22 protein-coding genes and 1 riboswitch are annotated in these 21,104 nt (G+C 64.2%); of the genes, 10 read left to right on the plus strand and 12 right to left on the minus strand.

Annotated features, from left to right (window positions below):
- Positions 1-97 (minus strand): gamma-glutamylcyclotransferase (locus tag WC739_RS09995; RefSeq protein ID WP_372952900.1); only part of this gene is annotated, 97 nt, incomplete at its 3' end.
- Positions 98-248: 151 nt separating this feature from the next.
- Here WC739_RS09995 and WC739_RS10000 point away from each other — a divergent pair.
- Both WC739_RS10000 and WC739_RS10005 read left to right on the plus strand, forming a co-directional pair.
- A complete protein-coding gene (locus WC739_RS10000) occupies positions 249-1,247 on the plus strand; it encodes a DUF2125 domain-containing protein (RefSeq protein ID WP_372952867.1) in 999 nt (332 codons plus the stop codon).
- A gap of 7 nt (positions 1,248-1,254) precedes the next feature.
- The gene (locus tag WC739_RS10005; RefSeq protein WP_372952868.1) at positions 1,255-2,184 is read left to right on the plus strand and encodes a sugar kinase; all 930 of its coding nucleotides are present in this window, start codon (positions 1,255-1,257) and stop codon (positions 2,182-2,184) included.
- On the opposite strand, the gene WC739_RS10010 is transcribed toward WC739_RS10005, so the two are convergent.
- Entirely contained in the window at positions 2,181-3,116 is a 936-nt protein-coding gene (locus tag WC739_RS10010; protein WP_372952869.1) for a prephenate/arogenate dehydrogenase family protein, read from the minus strand. The genes WC739_RS10005 and WC739_RS10010 overlap by 4 nt on opposite strands.
- Positions 3,117-3,122: 6 nt before the next feature.
- Positions 3,123-4,232, minus strand: coding sequence for a histidinol-phosphate transaminase (gene hisC, locus WC739_RS10015; RefSeq protein ID WP_372952870.1), 1,110 nt, complete (start codon positions 4,230-4,232; stop codon positions 3,123-3,125).
- Between the two features lie 138 nt (positions 4,233-4,370).
- A riboswitch (SAM riboswitch) is annotated at positions 4,371-4,448 on the plus strand.
- A gap of 121 nt (positions 4,449-4,569) precedes the next feature.
- Here hisC and WC739_RS10020 point away from each other — a divergent pair.
- The 3 genes from WC739_RS10020 (at position 4,570) to WC739_RS10030 (ending at position 7,582) form a co-directional block, all read left to right on the plus strand.
- A complete protein-coding gene (locus tag WC739_RS10020; RefSeq protein ID WP_372952871.1) occupies positions 4,570-5,739 on the plus strand; it encodes a homoserine O-acetyltransferase in 1,170 nt (389 codons plus the stop codon).
- Complete coding sequence (gene metW / locus WC739_RS10025; protein ID WP_372952872.1) at positions 5,736-6,350, plus strand: methionine biosynthesis protein MetW; 615 nt, start codon at positions 5,736-5,738, stop codon at positions 6,348-6,350. Before WC739_RS10020 ends, metW begins: the two co-directional genes overlap by 4 nt.
- Positions 6,351-6,652: 302 nt before the next feature.
- On the plus strand, positions 6,653-7,582 hold the full coding sequence (locus tag WC739_RS10030) for a glycosyltransferase family 2 protein (RefSeq protein ID WP_372952873.1): 930 nt from the start codon (positions 6,653-6,655) through the stop codon (positions 7,580-7,582).
- A 24-nt stretch (positions 7,583-7,606) separates the two neighbouring features.
- Here the strand turns inward: WC739_RS10030 and WC739_RS10035 are convergent, their stop codons facing one another.
- The 3 genes from WC739_RS10035 to WC739_RS10045 form a co-directional block, all read right to left on the minus strand.
- Entirely contained in the window at positions 7,607-8,410 is an 804-nt protein-coding gene (locus tag WC739_RS10035) for a DUF1194 domain-containing protein (protein ID WP_372952874.1), read from the minus strand.
- A gap of 131 nt (positions 8,411-8,541) precedes the next feature.
- Positions 8,542-10,368, minus strand: a complete 1,827-nt coding sequence (locus WC739_RS10040; protein WP_372952875.1) for an ABC transporter ATP-binding protein/permease — start codon at positions 10,366-10,368, stop codon at positions 8,542-8,544.
- A gap of 55 nt (positions 10,369-10,423) precedes the next feature.
- Positions 10,424-11,212, minus strand: a complete 789-nt coding sequence (locus WC739_RS10045) for a class I SAM-dependent methyltransferase (RefSeq protein ID WP_372952876.1) — start codon at positions 11,210-11,212, stop codon at positions 10,424-10,426.
- A gap of 182 nt (positions 11,213-11,394) precedes the next feature.
- On the opposite strand from WC739_RS10045, the gene gloB reads away from it, so the two are divergent.
- Together gloB and WC739_RS10055 are read left to right on the plus strand one after the other, a co-directional pair.
- Positions 11,395-12,162, plus strand: coding sequence for a hydroxyacylglutathione hydrolase (gene gloB / locus WC739_RS10050; RefSeq protein WP_372952877.1), 768 nt, complete (start codon positions 11,395-11,397; stop codon positions 12,160-12,162).
- Between the two features lie 22 nt (positions 12,163-12,184).
- Entirely contained in the window at positions 12,185-12,625 is a 441-nt protein-coding gene (locus tag WC739_RS10055) for a cupin domain-containing protein (RefSeq protein ID WP_372952878.1), read from the plus strand.
- Here the strand turns inward: WC739_RS10055 and WC739_RS10060 are convergent.
- Genes WC739_RS10060 through WC739_RS10070 form a run of 3 tightly spaced genes read right to left on the minus strand, consistent with a single transcriptional unit; the run spans position 12,600 to position 15,010 of the window.
- Positions 12,600-13,274: a lysoplasmalogenase family protein gene (locus WC739_RS10060; protein ID WP_372952879.1), complete on the minus strand. Its 675-nt coding sequence runs from the start codon at positions 13,272-13,274 to the stop codon at positions 12,600-12,602. The two genes, WC739_RS10055 and WC739_RS10060, sit on opposite strands and share 26 nt — an antisense overlap.
- On the minus strand, positions 13,271-14,179 hold the full coding sequence (locus WC739_RS10065) for a DMT family transporter (RefSeq protein ID WP_372952880.1): 909 nt from the start codon (positions 14,177-14,179) through the stop codon (positions 13,271-13,273). The genes WC739_RS10060 and WC739_RS10065 overlap by 4 nt, the downstream gene beginning before the upstream one ends.
- A gap of 42 nt (positions 14,180-14,221) precedes the next feature.
- The gene (locus tag WC739_RS10070; RefSeq protein ID WP_372952881.1) at positions 14,222-15,010 is read right to left on the minus strand and encodes a DUF3108 domain-containing protein; all 789 of its coding nucleotides are present in this window, start codon (positions 15,008-15,010) and stop codon (positions 14,222-14,224) included.
- A 256-nt stretch (positions 15,011-15,266) separates the two neighbouring features.
- Between WC739_RS10070 and rpmB the strand changes: the two genes are divergently transcribed.
- From rpmB to WC739_RS10085, 3 genes are all read left to right on the plus strand, one after another.
- Entirely contained in the window at positions 15,267-15,563 is a 297-nt protein-coding gene (gene rpmB / locus WC739_RS10075) for a 50S ribosomal protein L28 (RefSeq protein WP_372952882.1), read from the plus strand.
- A 164-nt stretch (positions 15,564-15,727) separates the two neighbouring features.
- Positions 15,728-16,408, plus strand: a complete 681-nt coding sequence (locus tag WC739_RS10080) for a queuosine precursor transporter (protein ID WP_372952883.1) — start codon at positions 15,728-15,730, stop codon at positions 16,406-16,408.
- A gap of 2 nt (positions 16,409-16,410) precedes the next feature.
- Positions 16,411-17,082 (plus strand): spermidine synthase, encoded by a 672-nt coding sequence (locus tag WC739_RS10085; RefSeq protein ID WP_372952884.1) that lies wholly within the window; start codon positions 16,411-16,413, stop codon positions 17,080-17,082.
- Positions 17,083-17,087: 5 nt separating this feature from the next.
- Here WC739_RS10085 and WC739_RS10090 read toward each other — a convergent pair whose 3' ends face one another.
- Genes WC739_RS10090 through cobS form a run of 3 tightly spaced genes read right to left on the minus strand, consistent with a single transcriptional unit; the run spans position 17,088 to position 21,003 of the window.
- Complete coding sequence (locus WC739_RS10090; protein WP_372952885.1) at positions 17,088-18,110, minus strand: esterase-like activity of phytase family protein; 1,023 nt, start codon at positions 18,108-18,110, stop codon at positions 17,088-17,090.
- Positions 18,107-20,005, minus strand: coding sequence for a cobaltochelatase subunit CobT (gene cobT, locus WC739_RS10095; RefSeq protein ID WP_372952886.1), 1,899 nt, complete (start codon positions 20,003-20,005; stop codon positions 18,107-18,109). The genes WC739_RS10090 and cobT overlap by 4 nt, the downstream gene beginning before the upstream one ends.
- A gap of 11 nt (positions 20,006-20,016) precedes the next feature.
- Positions 20,017-21,003, minus strand: coding sequence for a cobaltochelatase subunit CobS (cobS, locus tag WC739_RS10100; protein ID WP_287271377.1), 987 nt, complete (start codon positions 21,001-21,003; stop codon positions 20,017-20,019).
- Between the last annotated feature and the right edge of the window lie 101 nt (positions 21,004-21,104).

Genomic DNA, 21,104 nt, shown 5'->3' on the forward strand with positions numbered 1-21,104 from the left:
GTCGGTAGCCATGCAGGCGGGCGCGCCGCGTCTCGACATGCGCGAAACCTGGCCGCCAGATCAGCGAACCGTAGCCAAACACCCAAAAATCGCCCATATCACCGCGCCTGATTGCAAAAATATGCCAACATCGCAGGCGCGCCGGTGTTTTTTAGCCCGCGCCTGTCTACCTATTCGCTTCTGTCCATCTCCATCGTCGAAATCGACAAGTCCGTCCGCAGCATCCATGCGTTAACGAGAGCCAAAGCATGACGTCAAGTGACGAACGCCAGCCAACTCGACGTCGCCGCCTGTTCTGGCTTGCGGCGTTCGTCGTCGTGCTGTTTGCAGTCTACAGCGGCGGCTGGTTCTATCTGGCCAACCGGGTCAGGAGCGAGGCCGACAAGACGGTCGCCGCGCTCAACGCCAACGGCGTCGAGGCCGGCTGCGCCAACCTTCAGGTCGGTGGCTACCCCTTCTCCTTCGCCGTGTCCTGCGACACCCTCGCTTACGAGGATGATGCCAAGAACATCGCGGCCTCGGCCGGCAGTTTCAAGGCGGTGGCGCCAATCATCCAACCCTGGTCTCCCGTCGCCAATCTGCGCGGTCCGCTCAGGACCTCGATTCCGGGCATGGTGCCACTGTGGATTGATTGGGACGACCTGCGGGCCAACGTAAACCTATCCTGGCCGTTGCCGCATCGGGTAACGCTGCGGGCCGAGGGCCTTTCAGGCCAGACCGACCCGGCCGACGAAACCGATCCGGTGCAATTGTTCAGCGCAGGAAAGGCCGCCGGGCAATTGCAGCCCAACGGCCCGGATCTCGACTATCTCGGCAGCTTCATCGATCTGGAGATCGATCCCGAGGCGATCGGTGGCCGCGTGCTGCCGGCATTCGATGCCACCGGCGACGCCACGCTGAAGAACGGCGTCGCGCTCATCGGCACGCATGTCCAAAGCCTGCGAGGCCAGGCTTTGGACATCCGCAACCTCGACCTTTCGTCGGGGACGGCGCGCGTCACCGTTTCCGGACCGTTGTCGGTCGATGCAGACGGCTTCATCGATGCCGATCTGATGATCCGGATCAAGGACCCGAAGGCCGTGGCCGCAATCCTGGGCGCGGCGATACCCGAAAGGAAAAGCGAAATCGCGCAGGGCTTCGCGGCCTTGTCGCTGCTTGGCAACGAACCGTCGATGCCGCTGCAGGTGTCCAAGGGCAGGGCTTCGCTCGGCTTCATTCCGCTGGGCAAGATCAAGCCGGTGGACTAGCGCTTGCATGGCTAAACCGGTGAAATTGCTGAGTGTTGGCGCGCTGACCCTCGACATGATCCTTCGTGTCGAGACACTTCCTACGCATCAGGGAAAGTTCATCGCCTCCGACGGCATTCAGATCGCATCGGGCATGGCGACCAGCGCGGCCTGCGCGGCGCGCCGCCTTGGCGCCGACGTTTCATTGTGGGCAAGCGCCGGCGATGATTCCGTTGGCGATCAGCTGGTTGCCGAGATCGAGGCCGAAGGCGTCGATTGTGCCTTCGTGCGCCGCGTCCGGGGCGCACGCTCGGCACTGGCGTCGATCCTCGTCGACGCCCATGGTGAGCGCGTCATCGTGCCCTTCTACGACAGGCTAGCCCAGGCCGACCCGGACACCCTGCCGGTCGCGGATCTCTCGGCATTCGATGCCGTGCTGGTCGATGTCCGCTGGCCGGGCGCGGCAGCACTTGCCCTAGAGGCGGCCCGCGCCGCCGGCCGGCCGGCGATTCTCGATGCCGATACCGCGCCGCTGGATGTCCTGGAACGGCTGTTGCCGCTCGCCACGCATATCGTCGCCTCTGAGTCGGCGGCACGCATCGTCCTCGGTCAGGCGCTGGATCCCGAGCAGGCATGCGCCGATCTCGCCAGCCGCACCGAAGCCTTTGTCGCGGTGACCGGCGGCGCGGCCGGAAGCTGGTGGCATGACCGTTCCGCGAATCGTGTGCGCCATGTCGCGGCGCCGCGCATCAAGGCCGTCGATACACTCGCCGCCGGCGATGTCTTTCACGGCGCCTTCGCCGTCGGGCTGGCGGAGGTCATGCCGGCCGAGCACGCCCTGCGCTTCGCCAGCGCCGCGGCCGCGCTCAAATGCCTGCGCTTCGGCGGCAGGCTGGGCGCACCGGATCGCGCCGAGACGCTGGCGATGGTCGAAGCGACTTGGCCTGCGCTGCCTTAGCTCTTGGCCGGATGCTCGACCGCCTGGCGGCCGAAATCGGGTACGTCGATGTCCTGGCCGGCCTCGATGATCGAGCGGCGCACCGCCCGGGTCCGGGTGAACAGGTCGAAGAGTTTTTCCCCGTCGCCCCAGCGGATCGCCCGCTGCAACGACGCCAGGTCCTCCGAGAACCGCGCCAGCATTTCAAGGATGGCGTCCTTGTTGTGCAGGCAGACGTCGCGCCACATGGTCGGGTCGGAGGCGGCGAGACGGGTGAAGTCCCTGAATCCCGAGGCTGAGTATTTGATGACCTCCGACTTGGTCACCGACTGCAGATCATCGGCGGTGCCGACGATGTTGTAGGCGATAATGTGCGGCAGGTGCGAGACGATGGCCAGCGTCATGTCGTGATGCTGGGGGTCCATGGTGTCGATGTTGGCGCCGCAGCGGCGCCAGAATTCCGAAAGCCGCTCCAGCGCTTCCGGGTCGGTATCGGGCAGCGGCGTGAAGATGCACCAGCGATTGTCGAACAGGTCGGCAAATCCCGCGTCCGGGCCGGATTTCTCGGTGCCCGCCAGAGGATGGCCGGGAATGAAATGGACGCCGGCAGGCACATGCGGCTGCATCTGCGCGATGACCGATGCCTTGGTCGAACCGACATCGGTCAGGATCGCTCCCTGCTTGAGCGCCGGCGCGATTTCCTCGGCCACCGCGCCGGACGAGCCCACCGGCACCGAGACGATGACAAGGTCGGCGTCGCGAACCGCTTCCTTCGCGTCGGTGGTGTAGGAATCCCCCAGTCCAAGCGCCTCGGCCCGGGCTAGCGTCGCGGCGCTGCGTGTCGAGATGGCGACGCGGCCGGCCAATCCCTCGCGGCGGATGACGCGGGCCAGCGACGAGCCGATCAGGCCGATGCCGACCAGGGCGATCTTCTCGAACATCGGTGATGTCATGGTGCTCTAGCTTTTCAGGAATGTCGTGAGGGCGGCGACCACGCCGCGATTGGCTTCCTCGGTGCCGACGGTCATGCGCAGCGCGTTGGGAAAGCCATAGCCGGAAACGCGCCGCAGGATAAAACCGCGTGCGCTCAGATAGTCATCGGCCGCCGCCGCTGATTGTTTCTCGTCCTCGGGAAAATGAATGAGGATGAAATTGCCGACGCTGGGCGTCACCCGGAGCCCGAGCTTTGCCAGTTCCTCGCTCAGCCATGTCAGCCAGGTCTCGTTGTGGGAGACGCTGCGCTCGACATGGGCACGGTCGCGGATCGCCGCGATGCCTGCCTCGATCGCAGTCGTGTTGACGTTGAAAGGGCCGCGTACGCGGTTGATGGCGTCGACGATGTGCGTCGGCGCGTACATCCAGCCGATCCGCGCCCCGCCAAGCCCGATCTTCGAGAAGGTGCGCGTCATCACGACGTTCTCCGCACTGCCGACCAGTTCGATGCCGGCTTCGTAGTCGTTGCGGCGAACATACTCGGCGTAAGCCGCGTCCAGCACCAGCAGCACGTTGCGTGGCAGCCCGGCATGCAGACGGCGCACCTCCTGGAACGGTATGTAAGTGCCGGTCGGATTGTTCGGATTGGCGAGGAACACGATTTTCGTGCGCGGCGTGACAGCGGCCAGCATCGCATCGATGTCGGCGTGCTCGTCGGTTTCCTTGACCGTCATCGGCGTGGCGCCGGCCGACTGGATATAGATCTTGTAGACCATGAAGGCGTGTTCGGTGATGACAGCCTCGTCGCCCGGAGAGAGATAGGTCTGCGCCAGCAGGCCCAGGATCTCGTCGGAGCCATTGGAGCAGATGATGTTCGCGGGGTTGAGGCCATGCACCTCGGCAATTGCCTCGCGCAGCCGCCTGGCGGTGCCGTCGGGATAGATGTCGAGTTTGGCGGCAACCTCACGGGCGGCTTCGATCGCCTTCGGCGACGGACCGAGCGGATTCTCGTTCGACGACAGCTTGTGGACCTTGGCGACGCCGGCGGGTGCCGCGCTCTTGCCCGGCACATAGGCCTCGATGTCCATGATGCCCGCGCGCGGGGTTGGACGTGGCTTGTCCGATGTCTGGCTCATATCGAAAAATCCGTCGAGAACGCTTCCGCCGGGAAGCCGCTGCGGAAATACAAGCCGCCGCCTGCAATGTCGAGAGGCGGCGTATCCCTCAGAAGCGGCGGACCGTTGACGGCAACGCGTGACAGCCGTAGAAGGGACGCGGACTTCCGTGGTGATTTGGCCGGTCGGCTTGCAGCCACGTTAAACAACTTGCTAAAGGGCCGTTTGCATCCTGTAACCGGCTTTGCGACTGCAATGCCGGTTTTTTGTTGTCCGCGCCGGCCGGACACCGCACCGGCGAGAAATCGGCATCGATTTCGAAGGCACGATGCGTGGATTCAAACTGCGAGATGATGCCATGGCCGCTTTGCGTGCTGGAAAGACCAACAACGAGGCCGACCACCCGTCGAGCCCGGTGTTGCGTTTCGGGGCCGACCAGCCGCTCAAGCTCGACGCCGGCACGCTGCTGTCGCCATTCCAGATCGCCTACCAGACCTATGGCATGCTCAATGACGCCCGCTCCAACGCCATCCTCGTCTGCCATGCGCTGACGGGCGACCAGCACGTCGCCAACACCAATCCGGTGACCGGCAAGCCGGGCTGGTGGGAAGTGCTGATCGGCCCCGGCAAGATCATCGACACCAACCGCTTCTTCGTCATCTGCTCGAACGTCATCGGCGGCTGCCTGGGCTCCACCGGCCCGGCCTCGACCAATCCCGCTACAGGCAAGCCCTATGGGCTCGACCTGCCGATCATCACCATCCGCGACATGGTGCGCGCGCAGCAGATGCTGGTCGATCATTTCGGCATCGAGAAACTGTTTTGCGTGCTCGGGGGCTCGATGGGCGGCATGCAAGTGCTCGAATGGGCGTCGAGCTATCCGGAGCGCGTCTTCGCGGCACTGCCGATCGCCACCGGCGCCCGCCATTCCTCGCAGAACATCGCTTTCCACGAGGTCGGCCGGCAAGCCGTGATGGCCGATCCCGACTGGCATGGGGGCAAATATTTCGAGTACGGCAAACGCCCGGAAAAAGGGCTCGCGGTGGCCCGCATGGCCGCCCACATCACCTATCTGTCGGAAGCCGCCCTGCACCGGAAGTTCGGCCGCAACCTGCAGGACCGCGAGGCACTGACCTTCGGCTTTGACGCCGACTTCCAGATCGAAAGCTACCTGCGCCACCAGGGCATGACGTTCGTCGATCGCTTCGACGCCAATTCCTATCTCTACATGACGCGCTCGATGGACTATTTCGACCTCGCGGCCGATCATGGCGGCCGATTGGCTGACGCCTTCACCGGCACGAAAACCCGCTTCTGCCTGGTATCCTTCACCTCGGACTGGCTGTTTCCCACCGAGGAAAGCCGCACGATCGTGCACGCCTTGAATGCCGCCGGCGCATCGGTGTCCTTCGTCGAGATCGAGACCGATCGCGGCCACGACGCCTTCCTGCTCGACGAGCCGGAGCTGTTTGCCGCCATCAATGGCTTCATCGGCTCCGCGGCACGGGCGAGAGGGCTCGCATCATGAGCGTCAACCGTGACCAGCGCGTCGACCTCGAGGTCGTCGCCAACCTCATCCCGCCACGCTCCCGCGTGCTCGATGTCGGTTCCGGCGACGGCTCGTTGCTTGAGCTTTTGCAGGACACCAAGCAGGTCGACGGCCGTGGGCTGGAACTGTCGCAGCGTGGCGTCAACGAATGCGTGGCGCGCGGCCTGTCGGTCATCCAGGGCGATGCCGACACGGACCTCGAATTCTATCCCGACAAGGGCTTCGATTTCGTCGTCCTGTCGCAGACGCTGCAGGCCACCCGCAACCCGAAGCTGGTGCTCGACGAACTGCTCCGGATCGGCGACCGGGCGATCGTTTCCTTCCCCAATTTCGGCCATTGGCGGGTCCGCGTGTCGTTGTTGTTCAACGGCCGCATGCCCGTGACCAAGGACCTGCCCTATTCCTGGTATGACACGCCCAACATCCATTTCTGCACCATTCGCGACTTCGTCAATCTGTGCGACGAGCTTGGCGCGACGGTCGAAAAGGCCACCGCGCTCGACGCCGCTGGCCAGAGGATCGGCCTGTCGATGCCGTGGTGGTTCTGGAACTTCTTTGGCCAGCAGGCAGTGTTCTTGCTGAAGCGGTAAGGCGGCCCCTCGCTGACCTGGCCGCCCGTCGCCCTGCGCACAAGTTGGTGCCGTGCCGCGAAGATGAGTCGCAAGAAGAACGCCCGTTAGCGCATCGAGCCCGATGTCGATCGGCAGGAGTAGGGACTTAAGCTTTGAAACTGTGCGTATGTCGCCGTCCTGTGGTGACAACAGCGCGTGTTTTTTGTAACGTGCGCCGATATTATACCGGGGATGGAACGGCGTGCCGACCATCCCGCCATTTTTGAACTTGAAGAAGTTTGGCGACAGGCATTCCCGCGCGTGGATGCCGCTGAGACAATATGTCAAAGGACACCAGCCCTCGCATCACAGTCATCACGCCGACTCACAACCGGCGCGACAAGGTGTTGCGTGCTGTCGAAAGCGTGCTTGCGCAGAACTTCACCCTATTCGAGCACATCGTTATCGACGATGGCTCGACGGATGGAACCGAAGCAGCGCTGGCCGAGGTCCGCGACCCGCGGCTGATCTATGTCGGCGCGAAGTGGCGCGGCGCCAACGCCGCCAGGAATGCCGGCATCGAACTGGCGCGGGCGCCGGTGGTGACATTCCTCGATTCCGACGATGTCTACATGCCGCACCGGCTCGAACGCACCCTGGCCCGGTTCGACGACGAACCAGCGCTCGAAGTGCTGATCAGCTCCTATGTCTCCCTGAAGGGTGAACGCGCCACCAAGTGCGTCAACCGAGATGCAGTCCTCAACCCCACCATCCTGGAACGGGCCCTGGTCGCCCAGACGATTTTCATTGCCGGGTCGGCGATCACGGCGCGCCGCGACGCCTTGCTGGCCATAGGCGGCTACGACAGCGACATCACCCGGATGCAGGACCGGGAGTTGCTGCTGCGCCTTGCCAGGCGCTTCAGCGCGCGACTGTCGGAGGACATCGACTGGACGAAACACAATTCGGAGAATTCGATTTCAGGGCGCCGCGACGGCTATGTCGAAGCCTATGCGAACTTGATGTGCAAACATCCGCATATTGCCCGATCCTATCCCCATATTCCGCCTTACATGATCTCGCGGCAGATCATCGCTGACATTCTCAGAGGCCGTTTCCCGCAAGCTTTTGCAGGCTACATGGCCAACCGCTCGTCCAAGGCGCTCGGCTATTCACTGACGCAACTGGCGCATGGTTATGTCTGCGGCCGGCGCTGGCGCCGCGACCTCTACGACGAGTTTCGTGAAAAATATGGCGCGCGTCCAGCATAAGCCTTCGGAGCAAGGCGCAGGCTCTCAGCGGTCGAGTTCCGGAAAATACGGGTCAGACAGGAACCTCCGGTCACGCTCGCCCTGAAGACAGTCGATCGGTGTCGTGGCATCGACAGGGATCGCCTTGACCCGGCCCTCGACCCCGCTCACTTCCAGTATCAGCTTGCGCCTGATCGCGGTCGAGAATTCGGCGGCCGCATGGATCGGCAGCACGAAGGACCCCGGCCCGCCGGTCACGCACTGCGCATAGTACTGGTCGAGATCCTTGAACGTCGGCGACGGATTGACCAGGATCGGCAGGCCATTGATGACGACGCCCCTGGCAATCGCCGCATCGCGCATTGCAGCGACCGGCGGCCCGATATTGTTCGGGCCATCGCCGGAAATATCGATGACGCTGCGCTCGCTGCTGAAGTCAGTCCGGTCGAAAAGCCCGGCGCCAAATGCCAGCGCTCCTGAAATCGAGGTGCCGCGAAAGCTTCGGAACGGGCGAGCCGCGAGCTGGGCGGCAAAGCTCTCGGCGCTCTCGGCGCTGTCGATGATCAGCCAGCCGACGACCGAGTCGTCGCGCACCGTGCCGGCCCATTCGAAATAGGCGAGCGCGATGCGGCCCGTCTTGCCCGCGCGGACGGCTTGGAGAAAATCGGGATGCCTCAGTGCCTCGACATAGCCGGCACGCTGCAGGGCGAACTCCTTTTCGTCCATCGAAAGCGAGATGTCGACCGCCAGCACCAGTTCGACATCCACGGCCGTCTTGTCCTGCGGCAAGGCAACCGGAGCCGCCTGCGCACAGGCAAGACAGGCAAGCAGGCGGAGAACATCAAGCATCGTCGGCGCCAGGATGGTTTCTCCACCGAAGCTTCCTCTGCGATCACGGCGAAATCAAGCTGGAGCGGATCAAGCGGTTCTGCCGTCCGGGCCTGCGCCAGGACAAGAGAGTCGGTTATCCGGACGTCGGCCTATTTCCTGCGAGCGGGAGCGGGCGGCGGTTCGATGGCGCCCGCCCTGACCCGGGCAGGTTTCAAGGCGGGCGCGCCGGCATCCTTGACGATGGTCAACCCGCGCGGAAAGAACTGGTTGTTGTGCTGGCCGCGTCCGATGTTGAGGATCGCGGCGTCCGGTGGCAAGCGCTTCGCCAGCATCGACAGCACGCGCCGCAAGGAGGGACCGTCGAACGCGTCGAGCGCCTCATCGATGATCAGCCATTTGGGTTGCCGCAAGGCGAGCCTGGCAAAGGCCAGCAAGCGCTGTTCGTCATCGCTCAATTCATGATCCCAGCGCCCGGCACGGTTGAGCGACGGCGACAGCCGCTCGAGACCGACTTCGGCGAGCACCGCCGCGATGTCGGCATCGCTGGCCGGCGCGGGTCCGTTCGGGTGGTCGAGGACCTCGCGCAACGTGCCGGCCGGGAAATAAGGCACGCGCGGCACGAAGATGAGGGTTTCTCCCGCCGGCAGGCCGATCCGCCCGCTTCCCCACGGCCACAGGCCGGCGATGGCGCGGAAGAACAGCGTCTTGCCGGCGCCCGGCTCGCCAGTGATCATGACGCGTTCGCCGGCATGGATCTCGACATGCTGGTCGGCCAGCTTGGTGCATCCCTCCGGCGACGCCACTTCGAGCTTCTCGAAGGTCAGGCTGCCACTCGCGTTTTCACCGAAGACGATGCGCTTTTCCGTGTCGTGCAGCACATCGGTTTCATCGAGCGCGATGCGGAAATCGGCGACGCGCATCAGCGTGGCGCGCCAATCGGCGATGCCGCCGATGTTGTTGATGAACCAGCGCAACGACGAGTGGACCTGGTTGAAGGCGCCGACCGCCATCATCAGTCCGCCAAAGCTGATGTCGCCCGCGAAATAGACAGGCGATGCAACCAGGATGGGCGCCACGACGGTGATCCAGCCATAAGTGTCGGTCACCCAGGAAAGATTGATCTGGGCGCTGTAGATGCGCCGCATCGCCCCGAGCACTGTGTCCAGATCGATATCAAGGCGGCGCTTGGCATCGGCTTCGCCATGATACAGCGCGATGGCGTCGACATTCTCGTTGACGCGCACCATCGACGAGCGCAGCTCCGCCTCACGCGTATAGCGGTCGCTGTTGAGGGTGATGAGCGGCCGGCCGACCAGCCAGCTCAGCCATGACGCGGTGCCGGCATAAAGGATGGCGGCCCAGACCATGTAGCCCGGTATGGCGAGCGAAGTGCCGCCGATGTGGAAGACGAAGCCCGAAGACAACTGCCACAACACGCCGACGAACGACACAAGCAGGATGCATGACTGCAGCAGCCCCACGCCGAGATCCGTCGACAGGTCCGAGAGATGCGCGGCGTCCTGCTGCATGCGCTGGTCGGGATTGACGCCGATGGCGCCGGCATTGGCCAGGCGAAAAGCTCGCGCCGGCCGCATCCACTGGTCGATGAGATCCATCGTCAGCGCCTTGCGCAGCGTCAGCCGGATCATCTGGTTGAGCCAGGTCTGGCCGATATTGAGCACCAGAAGTCCGCCGGCGATTATCGCGAAGACGAGAAGCTGATGCAGGAATGCCGCCATGTCGCGGCGCGCGAGCGCATCGTAGAATGGCTGGTTCCATCGGTTGAGGAGAACCTGCCCGATCGACGTCGCGATGATGACGGCCATGATGGAAACCGACATCCAGAGCAATGTGTTGCGAACCGGCGATCCCGCCAGCCCTCGCCTGATCGTCGCCACCTGGTCGCGCAGGCTGCTGGCTTCGACGGCCACGCCAGCGGGCTGAACGATGCCGTCATTGTCCGGTTGACCAGCCATGCCAGAGGTCCTTGCGTTCAGTAATGGTGCTGAAACCCGGGAGTCCTTGCCGCGATCACGAAACAATCACCGGCGCGACCGATGGACCGGCATCCCCCGCCTGCGCTTGACGACCGAGTCGCGTGGCGCCATGCGGCGACAGCACCGGCACGAAGACGCGGCGCGAAGCGCGCTGGGCGACAGGAACACCCTGATAGAGCCGCTTCTGCGCTTCGACGACGATGACGCCTGAGAAGATCGGCCACAGCCGCCGGCCGGCGCGTTCCAGCACATTGTGGAACCGCATCATGAACCGCCGACGCGACGGCGGGAAAAACAGCGCATCGGACCAGGATGCCGGCGTGAAATTCGCCTCGCGCAGCAATTCGGTGAGCTGGCCGCGCGAGAAAGGCCGCCCATTGCCGAACGGCGTGTGCTCGAAGCGCGCCCAGACCCCGCGCCGGTTGGGCACCACGATGACGATGCGCCCCGCGGGCGACAGCACCCGCCAGATCTCGTTTAGCGTTTCACGCGGATTTTCGACATGTTCAAGCGAATGGACAAGCAGCATGCGGTCGATGCAGGAATCGACCAGCGGCAGTTCCTCGTCGAAGACCAATGCCGTCGCCGTCGGCCCAATCGCCGGCCAGACCACCGCGCCTTGCGTTGCCGGCATGAAGGCGAAAACCCGCTCGGCGTCCGTGCCGAACCGCTCCAGCCAGGGCAAGGTATAGCCTAGTCCGACCAGCCGCTCGTTGGGCACCACCGCCCATATCGAGGACAGCGCCATGGTGATCGAACGCTCGGCGAGCCGGCCGAGCGTTGTCGAATAGAATGTGCGAAGATCGACGATGTCGGAATGCATGGCAAGGATGTAGCCGTGATATCAGCCGGTTTCAACAAAGGCATTCGTGAGCTCGGTATTCCCCAGGACGTCACCCCGGAACCGCTATGACAGTCGACATTCCAGGCAGTGACATCTGCAATCTCCTGGGATGACATCGGCGTGCGAGCACCCTATGTCTGCGACGAGAATGGAGAGACGCGATGCCGGTCGAAATCGAACAATTCATGTGCCGAAGCGACAATTTCGGCGTTCTCGTCCATGACCGCGAAAGCGGCCAGACGGCGATCATCGACGCGCCCGAGGAGGCCCCGATCCTGGCCGCCATAAAGCGCACCGGCTGGACGCCGACGATGATCCTGACCACGCACCACCATATGGACCATGTCGAGGCCAATCTGGCGCTGAAGGAACGCTTCAAGCTGCGCATCATCGGCCCGGAAGCGGAAAAGGCCAAGATTCCGGGCATCGACGAGACGGTCGCGGAGGGTTCGGTCGTTCATCTCGGCGATGAGCGGATCGAGGTGATCGCCACCCCCGGCCACACTGCCGGCCATGTCTCCTATCACCTGCCGGCATCGAAGGTCGCGTTCACCGCCGATACGCTGTTTGCGCTCGGTTGCGGCCGGCTGTTCGAATGCAAGCCGCCGGTGATGTATGAATCGCTGAAGAAGCTCGCGGCGCTTCCGGCCGACACCGTCATTTATTGCGGTCACGAATACACGCTCGCCAACGCCCGTTTCGCGCTGACGGTGGACCCTACCAATTCGGCGCTGAAGGAGCGTGCCGCCAGGATCGAGGCGCTGCGGATCGACAACAAGCCGACACTGCCGACGACGATCGGCGAGGAGCTGTCGACCAATCCCTTCCTGCGCTGGCACGACCCGGCGATCCGCAAGCATCTTGGGCTGGAGAAAGCCGCGGACGTGGAGGTCTTCGCCGAAATTCGCAAGCGCAAGGACAATTTCTGACGCTGGTGGTATGGTCGGCCCCATGACAAGTTCCGCGGAAATCATCGCAACGCTCGGACTGAAGCCGCATCCGGAAGGCGGCTGGTACGCGGAGACCTTTCGCGACGGCGCCGGCGGCACGCGCGGCCATTCGACGGCGATCTATTTCCTGCTGGAAGATCATCAGATCTCGGCCTGGCACCGGGTCAAGGACGCTGCCGAGATCTGGCATTTCCATGCCGGTGCCCCGCTGGCGCTGTCGATGTGCGAAGAAGGTACGGCGGTGATCGAGCAGGTCCTCGGCATAGAACTCGCGGCTGGCGAACGGCCGCAGATCGTGGTGCCCGCCGGCTGGTGGCAGTCGGCCCGCAGCCTGGGCGAATGGACGCTGGTCGGCTGCACGGTCGCGCCGGGATTTGATTTCGCCGCCTTCGAACTGGCCGAACCGGGCTGGCAGCCTAACTCGACAAGAACCCAAGCGTGATCACCAGCTGGGCGGCGTAGTACAGCACCCAGACGGCAAGGCGCATCCAGGCGCGATGCGGCGAAATCGCCGCCACGAGGAATTTCTCGGTCGCGAGCAGACCGTCGGACGCCATGAACAGCAGCGCGCCTGCAATAACCCAGACATTGCTTGTCGTCAGCGCCGACAGGCCCATCACCAGGATCGCCACGACATAGACGGCGATCGGCACGCGCAGGCCGGGACCGACGCGTCGCCACAGCGCCGCCAGCATGACGACCGCGAACACCGTCATCACGAGCCCGATTGCCCCGTGCCAGGGTTCGGCGCCAAGCAATTGCATCCCGCTGCCGCCGCGCAGGAACAGCACGACGTAGACGATATGGGCGACGAGGAAACTGGCCAGGCCGGCGAGAAACGCTTTCTCGCCCTCGCGTGACAGGAAGGCATCTCCCAGGGCGCTGAGCGCAAGCGCGGCGACCAGCAGCGGCGGGCCGCCCTGCAGCGCCGCCAGCACGGCAAGCATCGCCACGGCGAGCGTCTTGGCCGCCGAGCGGGCGAGCGTGGGCGACGCGCCCAGCGTGAAGGCGTAGATCACCGCCGCCACCAGCGAGAAGATCAGCGTCGCATTGGCGTTGGCGTCGATGCCGCCGGGAAACGGCATCGTCATGCCCGGGCTCCGTCTTCGGATGCCCGGGCTCCTGCCGAGGCCGGCTTGCGCAGCAACAGCGATTTCGCCGCCAGGGCCGCGCCGCCGGTGATCAGCACGCAGGCAGCAAGGATGCGCAGCGACGGCTCGGCGACGCCGGCCGCGATCAGCACCAGCGTCGACAAGAGCGGCGCGGCGTAGCTCGCGGCGCCCAGCACCTGGATGTTGCCGCGCTTGACGCCGACATCCCAGGCATAGAAGGCAGCACCCACCGGCATCAGGCCAAGGCCCAGCACGGCCAGCCACTGGCCCGCACCTTCAGGCAGCACGGTCTCCTCCAGCGCCAGATGGCAGGCCAGCGACAGCCCCGCGGTCGCCGCGCAGAACCAGGTGACGATGCTGGTCGGCACCGAAGGAAAACGCCGCGACAGAAGCGAATAGGCCGACCACAGCACGGCGCAGACTGCGGCCATCGCATAGCCGAAGGCGTAGCGCGCGTCGAAGGCCAGGGCACCGCCCTTGGTGACGATCAGCATGGTTCCGGCAAGGCCGAGCAGCGCGCCGACGACATGGTTCCACGCAAGTTTTTCGCCCGGCATCAGCGCCGAACCCAATACGATCAGCAGCGGCCACAGATAGGCGATCAGGCTCGCCTCCACGGCCGGAGCGTTTCGCAACGCGGTGAAGTAGAAGAAATGGTAGCCGAATAGGCCGGCAATGCCGATCAGCCAGACTTGGGGGGGAATCTTCTGGCTCCTGTCGCCGGCCGGGATGAACAGCCGTGCGACCAGCCCGACCCCGGTGCCGATCGAGAAGGTGATCGCCGACAAGAGGAATGGCGGCACCTTGCCCGACGCGTCGGTGAGCAGCGCCAAGAGCGCCCACATGGCGACCGCCGAAAAGCCGATCAGTGTTGCGCGCCCCATGTCCTCTCCCGTGGCGCGCCCTCTTCTGTCTCGGTGGCGAGCCTATTGTACCGCTTCGAAACGCCCGGCGCTGATCGTCAAGGTGCCGATCTGCGTTCCGACCGTGGCGTGGATCGGCGCATATACTCCGGTTTGGCCGAGCGGCGCAAACGTCACCATCATGCGGCTCTTGTTCTTGAGATAGTTGAGCGCCTTGCGGCCCTTGCGGTAACCCGCCACCGGCTCGAAGCCCATCCGGCAGGTGACGGTGTCGCCCTTGTAGCCCGGCACCGAGATGGTGCCCTTGGAATCGTATGTCAACGTCAGGTCGCCTCGCATCTCGCCGTCATAGAATTTCACCGTGCGACCGCAAACCTGGTCGAGGCTGTCGGCATGAATGACGGTGGCGGCCATCGGATCGAGAACCGATACAAGGTCGCCGGTGCCGATCGGCACCCAGGACTTGGGGTCGCGCTTCTCCGGTGGCGGGATGACCTGGGTCGACGTCACTGTGCCATTGGTGAAGCGGATGTCGATCGCGGAGACCTTCTTGCCGGACGTGTAATCGGCGCGAAAAGCCTCGGGCACCATTTTCCTGCCGGAGATCGTGCCCTTGGACGAGATCGTGCCGCGCGTGTCGTCGAACAGCTTGGCAAGACCCGCCGCGGTGACCGTACCATCGATTGCGTAGGCGCCGTTCTCATAGCGACTTGAGAACGTCGATCTCGCTATGGACAGACCGAAAAAGGACACCGTGTATTCGCCTTTGAAAGACTGCGGCGAAGCAGCCGAAGCGGCGGACGGCAAGGCAATCACCAGTGCGGCGACAAGGGCTTGAGACGAACGAGGCATGGCGGGGATCGGATCCTTGATTTCGGCCGGAGTTGGGCAACTCCGGTCTGGCGTGTCCCTATGCGACCGCTTATACGGTGAAATCCGGCCTTAATGTGAAATGCCGGGCGCTTCCGTGGGTAAGCCGGAGCTTGACGCCCCGGCGAAATGCAACTATGGAACGCCAACTTTTCCATAAGGCCGCCTGACCAGAACCGCGCGCCACCCGGCGTGGGCAAAACGGTTTGGCAAGCCCCGAGAACTGAAGGTTAGAACCATGTCCCGCACCTGCGAACTCACTGCCAAGGCAGTCATGTCCGGCAACAATGTGAGCCACGCCAACAACAAGACCAAGCGTCGCTTCCTGCCCAACCTCGTCAATGTCACGCTGATTTCGGAAGCGCTGAACCAGAATGTGCGCCTGCGCATTTCCGCCAACGCGCTCCGTTCGGTCGAACATCGCGGCGGTCTCGATGCCTTCCTGGCCAAGGCCGACATCAAGGAACTGTCGCAGCGCGCGCGCCTGCTCAAGAAGCAGATCGCCAAGAAGCTCGCTGAGCAGGTCGCGGCCTGACAATCGTTTAAAGGCGGGGGACGACCGCCTGGCCAACCTCGTGTTGGCCTTTGGGCATCGGATCGGGGCCTGAGAAGGCTTGGCAGATCCGGTGCTCGACAAAAAGCAAGCGTGATCCGGTCTCGGAATGACGCTCCGCTGGTTCCATTACCCAGGATAAAAAAATGAATTCCTTCTCGCGCTACTTGCCCTTCGTGGCCGCCATGGCGCTTGTCGTCGTGGCGTCGAACATTCTCGTACAGTTTCCGATGCAGGGGAAAATCGGCGGCCTGTCGCTGGCCGACCTGTTGACCTGGGGTGCGTTCACCTATCCCTTCTCCTTCCTGGTCACCGACCTCGCCAACCGCCGCCATGGGCCGAGGGTGGCCCGCAGGATCGTCTTTGTCGGCTTCATGACGGCCGTGGTCTGCTCGATCCTTGTCCCACCCTTCCTGTTCCGCCATGGCCTGATCGAATTCGCAACCGCCGCTGACCGCCTGGCGCGTATCGCGGCTGCGTCCGGCGCGGCGTTCCTCTGTGCGCAATTGCTCGACGTGACCGTGTTCAATCGCCTGCGCCGGCAGAGCTGGTGGCGGGCGCCGATCGTCGGAACGCTGGTCGGCTCGGTGTTCGACACTGCCGTGTTCTTCACCGTCGCCTTCTCGACCGCCTTCGCCTTCGCGGGGCCAGGCGACAGTTTCGCGCTCGAAATGGCGCCGTTGATGGGCGTCTTCCATGTCGAGGCCATGCGCTGGGTGTCCTGGGCGATGGGCGACCTCTCGGTCAAGCTGATCATCGCCGTCGTGGCATTGATCCCCTACCGTCTGCTAGCCGCCCGCTGGAGCCAGCCGGCAGTCGCGGCCTGACCATGATCCCGTGGGTCGAGCTCGATTCGGCAACGACACCGGACGGCGCGCGGCAGCTTCGCCTCAAGCGGCGCGGTTCCGAATTCTCGATCATGCTCGGCACCAATGAGCTGATGAACAGCCGCCTCAGCGGTTCCGAAGAAGCGCTGGCGAAACTGACCTGCGCGAGAATCGCCAGCCATCGGCAGCCGAGGATCCTGATCGGCGGGCTTGGCATGGGATTCACGCTGCGCGCTGCTCTCGCCGAGTTGGCCAACGACGCCGAAATCGTTGTCGCGGAGCTGGTGCCGGCGGTCGTCGCCTGGGCACGTGGCCCGATGGCGGAAGTGTTCGGTGGTTGCCTTGACGATCCCCGCGTCACCATAAGGGAGACCGACGTCGGTGAGTTGATACGGGCGCGGCCCGCGGCTTGGGACGCCATCCTGCTCGACGTCGACAATGGCCCCGAAGGCATCGTCCACAAATCCAACGACGAATTGTACAGCGCGCGGGGCCTCGCGACAGCGCGCGGCGCGCTGACGCCGGGCGGCGTGCTGTCGGTATGGTCGCAAGGGCCGGACAGCGGTTTCGCGCGGCGGCTGAAGCAGGCGGGCTTTACCGTCGAGGAAATCAATACACGCGCCAACGGCAAGCGCGGTGCGCGCCATGTCATCTGGATCGCCACCAGAAATTGACCCGGTCAATCCTGGTGCAGGATGAATTCCAGATAGAGGTTGCGTTGCAGGATCGAATGGTTGTCGTCGGAGATCAACGACACCATCAGCGCGCCGTCGTCGCGGGTCCAGACGTCCAGCCCTTCCATATTGTCGATCTGGTAGCCCATGTCGGCGTCCAGCAGCACCGGTCCGTCGGCGACAGCGCCCTTCTCGACACTCTCGCCATGGATGCGCCGCAGCCGCATCTTGACGCCGCCCACCATCGAGAAACTGCGCTCCAGCAGAAGCAGGTCGCCATCCGGCAGGAAGGCGCCGTCGGTGATGTCGAAATCGCCGTTGCGCTTGACGGTGAAGACGCCCTTGTGCGGCCCTTGGAGGATGGCGGCATAGATGTTGCCGGCCTTGTCGAGGCTCTTCTCCGACACCACCACCAGACCGCCCTGATGCTGGCCGCCGGCATGGGCGACGGTTTCGAAACCGCGATTCTGCCGCAGCTCCCGCGCCGGCACCAGGAAATCCAGATCCCGGTATGGCGCCTTCATGCCGGCCGGGTCGATCCTGAACTGAGCGACGCGATGATTTCGCTCGAAGCCGACGGTGGCGATGCCGTCCTTGACCGCGAGGCCTTCGGCGTCGGCTTGCCATTTCTTGTCGATCGGCAGGCCAGCCTTGTCCACCATCTGCTGCATCTTGAAGTTCTGGACGCCCACCGGCCGCCTGTCTGCATCGCGGGCCAGCGTGCCGAAGAACCAGTATCCGGTGTCGGCCACGCCGATGAAGTCGCTGCCCGCCTGCAGAAACCGAAAGGCCGACAGCGCGCCAAAATCGCGCGCTGGCGACGTCATTTCCAGACCGCCGACGAATTCGAGCGAACCGAACTGCTTGTCTGAATGTCCGATGTGGAATTCGGTGATCGGGCGGGCCGATACCTCGATAGGCTCAACGGGCGCCAACCCCGCAGAGCCGGCTGGGGCCGAAGCCATAGCGGCAAGCAGCGCGATGACGGCGAAGGCCAATGGCCGAAAGCCGCCGCGCGGAAAGCTCATCCGGCGCGACGCATGCCGCCGCGTCGCGTGTCCTTCGCGCTTTCCTCGGCAAACAGCGATGCCAGCTGCTCGGTCATCGCGCCGGCCAGTTCCTCGGCATCGACGATGGTGACGGCGCGGCGATAATAGCGCGTGACGTCATGGCCGATACCGATGGCCAGCAGTTCGACCGGCGAGCGCGTCTCTATCAGCTCGATGACGGCGCGCAGATGGCGTTCCAGGTAGTTGCCCGGATTGACCGAGAGCGTCGAATCGTCGACCGGCGCGCCGTCCGAGATCATCATCAGGATCTTGCGCTGCTCGGGCCGGGCGATCAGCCGATTGTGCGCCCACAGCAGCGCTTCGCCGTCGATGTTTTCCTTGAGCAGGCCTTCGCGCATCATCAGGCCGAGATTGCGCCGTGCCCGCCGCCACGGATGGTCAGCGGACTTGTAGATGATGTGGCGCAGGTCGTTGAGCCGGCCGGGGTTCGGCGGCTTGCCGTCCTTCAGCCACTTCTCGCGCGCCTGCCCGCCCTTCCAGGCCCGCGTGGTGAAGCCGAGGATCTCGACCGAGACCCCGCAGCGCTCCAGCGTGCGCGCCAGGATGTCGGCGCAGGTGGCGGCGACGGTGATCGGCCGGCCGCGCATCGAGCCGGAATTGTCGAGCACCAGCGTCACCACCGTGTCGCGGAATTTGGTGTCGCGTTCCTGCTTGAAGGACAGCGGCTGCATCGGGTCGATGACGACGCGCACCAGGCGCGCCGGATCGAGATAGCCTTCCTCGAGATCGAAATCCCAGGAGCGGTTCTGCTGCGCCATCAGCCGCCGCTGCAGGCGATTGGCCAGCCTGCCGACGACACCCGACAAATTGGCGAGCTGCTTGTCGAGGAAGGCGCGCAGCCGGTCGAGCTCTTCTTCCTCGCACAGTTCCTCGGCGCCGACCGTTTCATCGAAAGCGGTGGTGTAGACCTTGTAGTCGATTTCCTTCGGCAGGTTGGTGAAGGGATTGTCGTTGCGCCGCGCCTCGCCCGGCGTCTCGGCATCCGCGTCGTCATCGTCGGACAGATCGTCGGCCGTGGCGTCGGAGGCTTCCGTCTCGGCCGATTGCTCGTCATCGGCCGAAGCCTCGGCATCGTCGGACTGCGACTGCTCGGAACCGGACTCCTCTTCGCCGCCCTCCTCGCTCTGCTCCTCGCCTTGCGGCTGGTTCTCGTCATTGTCCTCGGAATCTTCCGTCTCCTGGTCGTCGCCGAGTTCCTCGGCCATTTCCATGGAAGCGAGCATCTCGCGCACGACACGGGCGAAGGCCTGCTGGTCCTCGAGCTTGGCCGAAAGCCCGTCGAGATCGCCCTTGGCCTTTTCCTCGACCCAGGGGCGCCAGAGCTCCACCAGCCGCTCGCCGCTCTTCGGCACCGGCCGGCCGGTCAGCTTCTCGCGCACCATCAGCGCCAGCGCTTCCTCGATCGGCGCGTCCGCCTTGTCCCTGACGTCGACGAGATTGGCCTTGGCGTATTTGTCCTCCAGCATCGAGCCGATATTGTCGGCGACGCCCTGCATGGCGCGGCTGCCGATCGCCTCGACGCGGGCCTGCTCGACCGCGTCATAGATGGCGCGGGCCGCCTTGCCTTCCGGCGCCAGCTTGGTGTGGATGCGCACATCGTGGCAGGCGCGCTTGAGCGCCATGGAATCGCCGAGGCCACGGGTGATGGCGATGTCGGTCTTCGATGCCTTCTTCGGCAGTTCGGGGAGCCGCGCGCGATTGCCCGCCAATGCCGGCCGGTCCTTGGCGAAGCCGACTTCGAGCTCCTTGTCGCCGGCAATGGCGCGCATGCAGACGGTGACGGCGCGCTTGAAGCTGTCGGCTTCAGACCCCGTCTTCGACTTGTTGCGCGTGTTGTCGCCCGGACCCGCCATCGAGGCTCTGCTTACCCCAGCACAACGTTGGCGGCGCTCTCCGGCAGATCCTCGCCAAAGGCGCGCTGGTAGAACTCGGCCACCACCGAGCGCTCGAGCTCGTCGCACTTGTTGAGGAAGGTCAGCCGGAACGCCATGCCGATATTGCCGAAGATCTCGGCATTCTCGGCCCAGGTGATGACGGTACGCGGGCTCATCACGGTCGACAGGTCGCCATTGATGAAGGCCGAGCGTGTCATGTCGGCGACGCGCACCATCTTGTTGACGATGTCCTTGCCCTTGCCGTCGCGATAATGCTTGGCCTTGGCCAGCACGATGGCGACTTCATTGTCATGCGGCAGGTAGTTCAGCGTGGTGACGATCGACCAGCGGTCCATCTGGGCCTGGTTGATCTGCTGGGTGCCGTGGTAGAGGCCGGTCGTGTCGCCGAGACCAACGGTGTTGGCGGTCGAGAACAGCCGGAAGGCCGGATGCGGGCGGATGACCCGGCTCTGGTCGAGCAGCGTCAGCCGGCCCGACGATTCCAGCACGCGCTGGATGACGAACATCACGTCCGGACGGCCCGCGTCATACTCGTCGAAGCACAACGCAACATTGTGCTGGTAGGCCCAGGGCAGGATGCCGTCGCGGAATTCGGTGATCTGCAAGCCGTCCTTGACCACGATCGCGTCCTTGCCGACGAGATCGATGCGGCTGACATGGCTGTCGAGGTTTACGCGAACGCAGGGCCAGTTGAGGCGGGCGGCGACCTGTTCGATATGGGTCGACTTGCCGGTGCCGTGGTAGCCCGACACCATGACGCGGCGGTTGTAGGCGAAGCCGGCGAGGATCGCCAGCGTTGTCGCCTTGTCGAACAGATAGTCCGGGTCGATGTCGGGCACATGCTCCGATGTCACCGAATAGGCCGGCACCACCATCTTGGACTCGAAACCGAATTTATCCTTCACCGACACCGTCGTGTCGGGCAAATTGGCGATGTCGCGATCGACCTTGTTCATATCTCTCAACGTCTCCACGGGCGAAACATCCCATTTCGCCGGCAATCGATTTTGTCCGGGGGCGGTCTTAGAGCCTTTTCCAACCTTATGAAAGTTGGAAA

The sequence above is a fragment of the Mesorhizobium sp. genome (assembly GCF_041661565.1).
GTDB lineage: Bacteria > Pseudomonadota > Alphaproteobacteria > Rhizobiales > Rhizobiaceae > Mesorhizobium.

Coding starts and splice junctions, on each gene's coding strand:
- WC739_RS10000 (WP_372952867.1), top strand. CDS start 249: ATGACGTCAAGTGACGAACGCCAGCCAACTCGACGTCGCCGCCTGTTC.
- WC739_RS10005 (WP_372952868.1), top strand. CDS start 1,255: ATGGCTAAACCGGTGAAATTGCTGAGTGTTGGCGCGCTGACCCTCGAC.
- WC739_RS10010 (WP_372952869.1), bottom strand. CDS start 3,116: ATGACATCACCGATGTTCGAGAAGATCGCCCTGGTCGGCATCGGCCTG.
- hisC (WP_372952870.1), bottom strand. CDS start 4,232: ATGAGCCAGACATCGGACAAGCCACGTCCAACCCCGCGCGCGGGCATC.
- WC739_RS10020 (WP_372952871.1), top strand. CDS start 4,570: ATGGCCGCTTTGCGTGCTGGAAAGACCAACAACGAGGCCGACCACCCG.
- metW (WP_372952872.1), top strand. CDS start 5,736: ATGAGCGTCAACCGTGACCAGCGCGTCGACCTCGAGGTCGTCGCCAAC.
- WC739_RS10030 (WP_372952873.1), top strand. CDS start 6,653: ATGTCAAAGGACACCAGCCCTCGCATCACAGTCATCACGCCGACTCAC.
- WC739_RS10035 (WP_372952874.1), bottom strand. CDS start 8,410: ATGCTTGATGTTCTCCGCCTGCTTGCCTGTCTTGCCTGTGCGCAGGCG.
- WC739_RS10040 (WP_372952875.1), bottom strand. CDS start 10,368: ATGGCTGGTCAACCGGACAATGACGGCATCGTTCAGCCCGCTGGCGTG.
- WC739_RS10045 (WP_372952876.1), bottom strand. CDS start 11,212: ATGCATTCCGACATCGTCGATCTTCGCACATTCTATTCGACAACGCTC.
- gloB (WP_372952877.1), top strand. CDS start 11,395: ATGCCGGTCGAAATCGAACAATTCATGTGCCGAAGCGACAATTTCGGC.
- WC739_RS10055 (WP_372952878.1), top strand. CDS start 12,185: ATGACAAGTTCCGCGGAAATCATCGCAACGCTCGGACTGAAGCCGCAT.
- WC739_RS10060 (WP_372952879.1), bottom strand. CDS start 13,274: ATGACGATGCCGTTTCCCGGCGGCATCGACGCCAACGCCAATGCGACG.
- WC739_RS10065 (WP_372952880.1), bottom strand. CDS start 14,179: ATGGGGCGCGCAACACTGATCGGCTTTTCGGCGGTCGCCATGTGGGCG.
- WC739_RS10070 (WP_372952881.1), bottom strand. CDS start 15,010: ATGCCTCGTTCGTCTCAAGCCCTTGTCGCCGCACTGGTGATTGCCTTG.
- rpmB (WP_372952882.1), top strand. CDS start 15,267: ATGTCCCGCACCTGCGAACTCACTGCCAAGGCAGTCATGTCCGGCAAC.
- WC739_RS10080 (WP_372952883.1), top strand. CDS start 15,728: ATGAATTCCTTCTCGCGCTACTTGCCCTTCGTGGCCGCCATGGCGCTT.
- WC739_RS10085 (WP_372952884.1), top strand. CDS start 16,411: ATGATCCCGTGGGTCGAGCTCGATTCGGCAACGACACCGGACGGCGCG.
- WC739_RS10090 (WP_372952885.1), bottom strand. CDS start 18,110: ATGAGCTTTCCGCGCGGCGGCTTTCGGCCATTGGCCTTCGCCGTCATC.
- cobT (WP_372952886.1), bottom strand. CDS start 20,005: ATGGCGGGTCCGGGCGACAACACGCGCAACAAGTCGAAGACGGGGTCT.
- cobS (WP_287271377.1), bottom strand. CDS start 21,003: ATGAACAAGGTCGATCGCGACATCGCCAATTTGCCCGACACGACGGTG.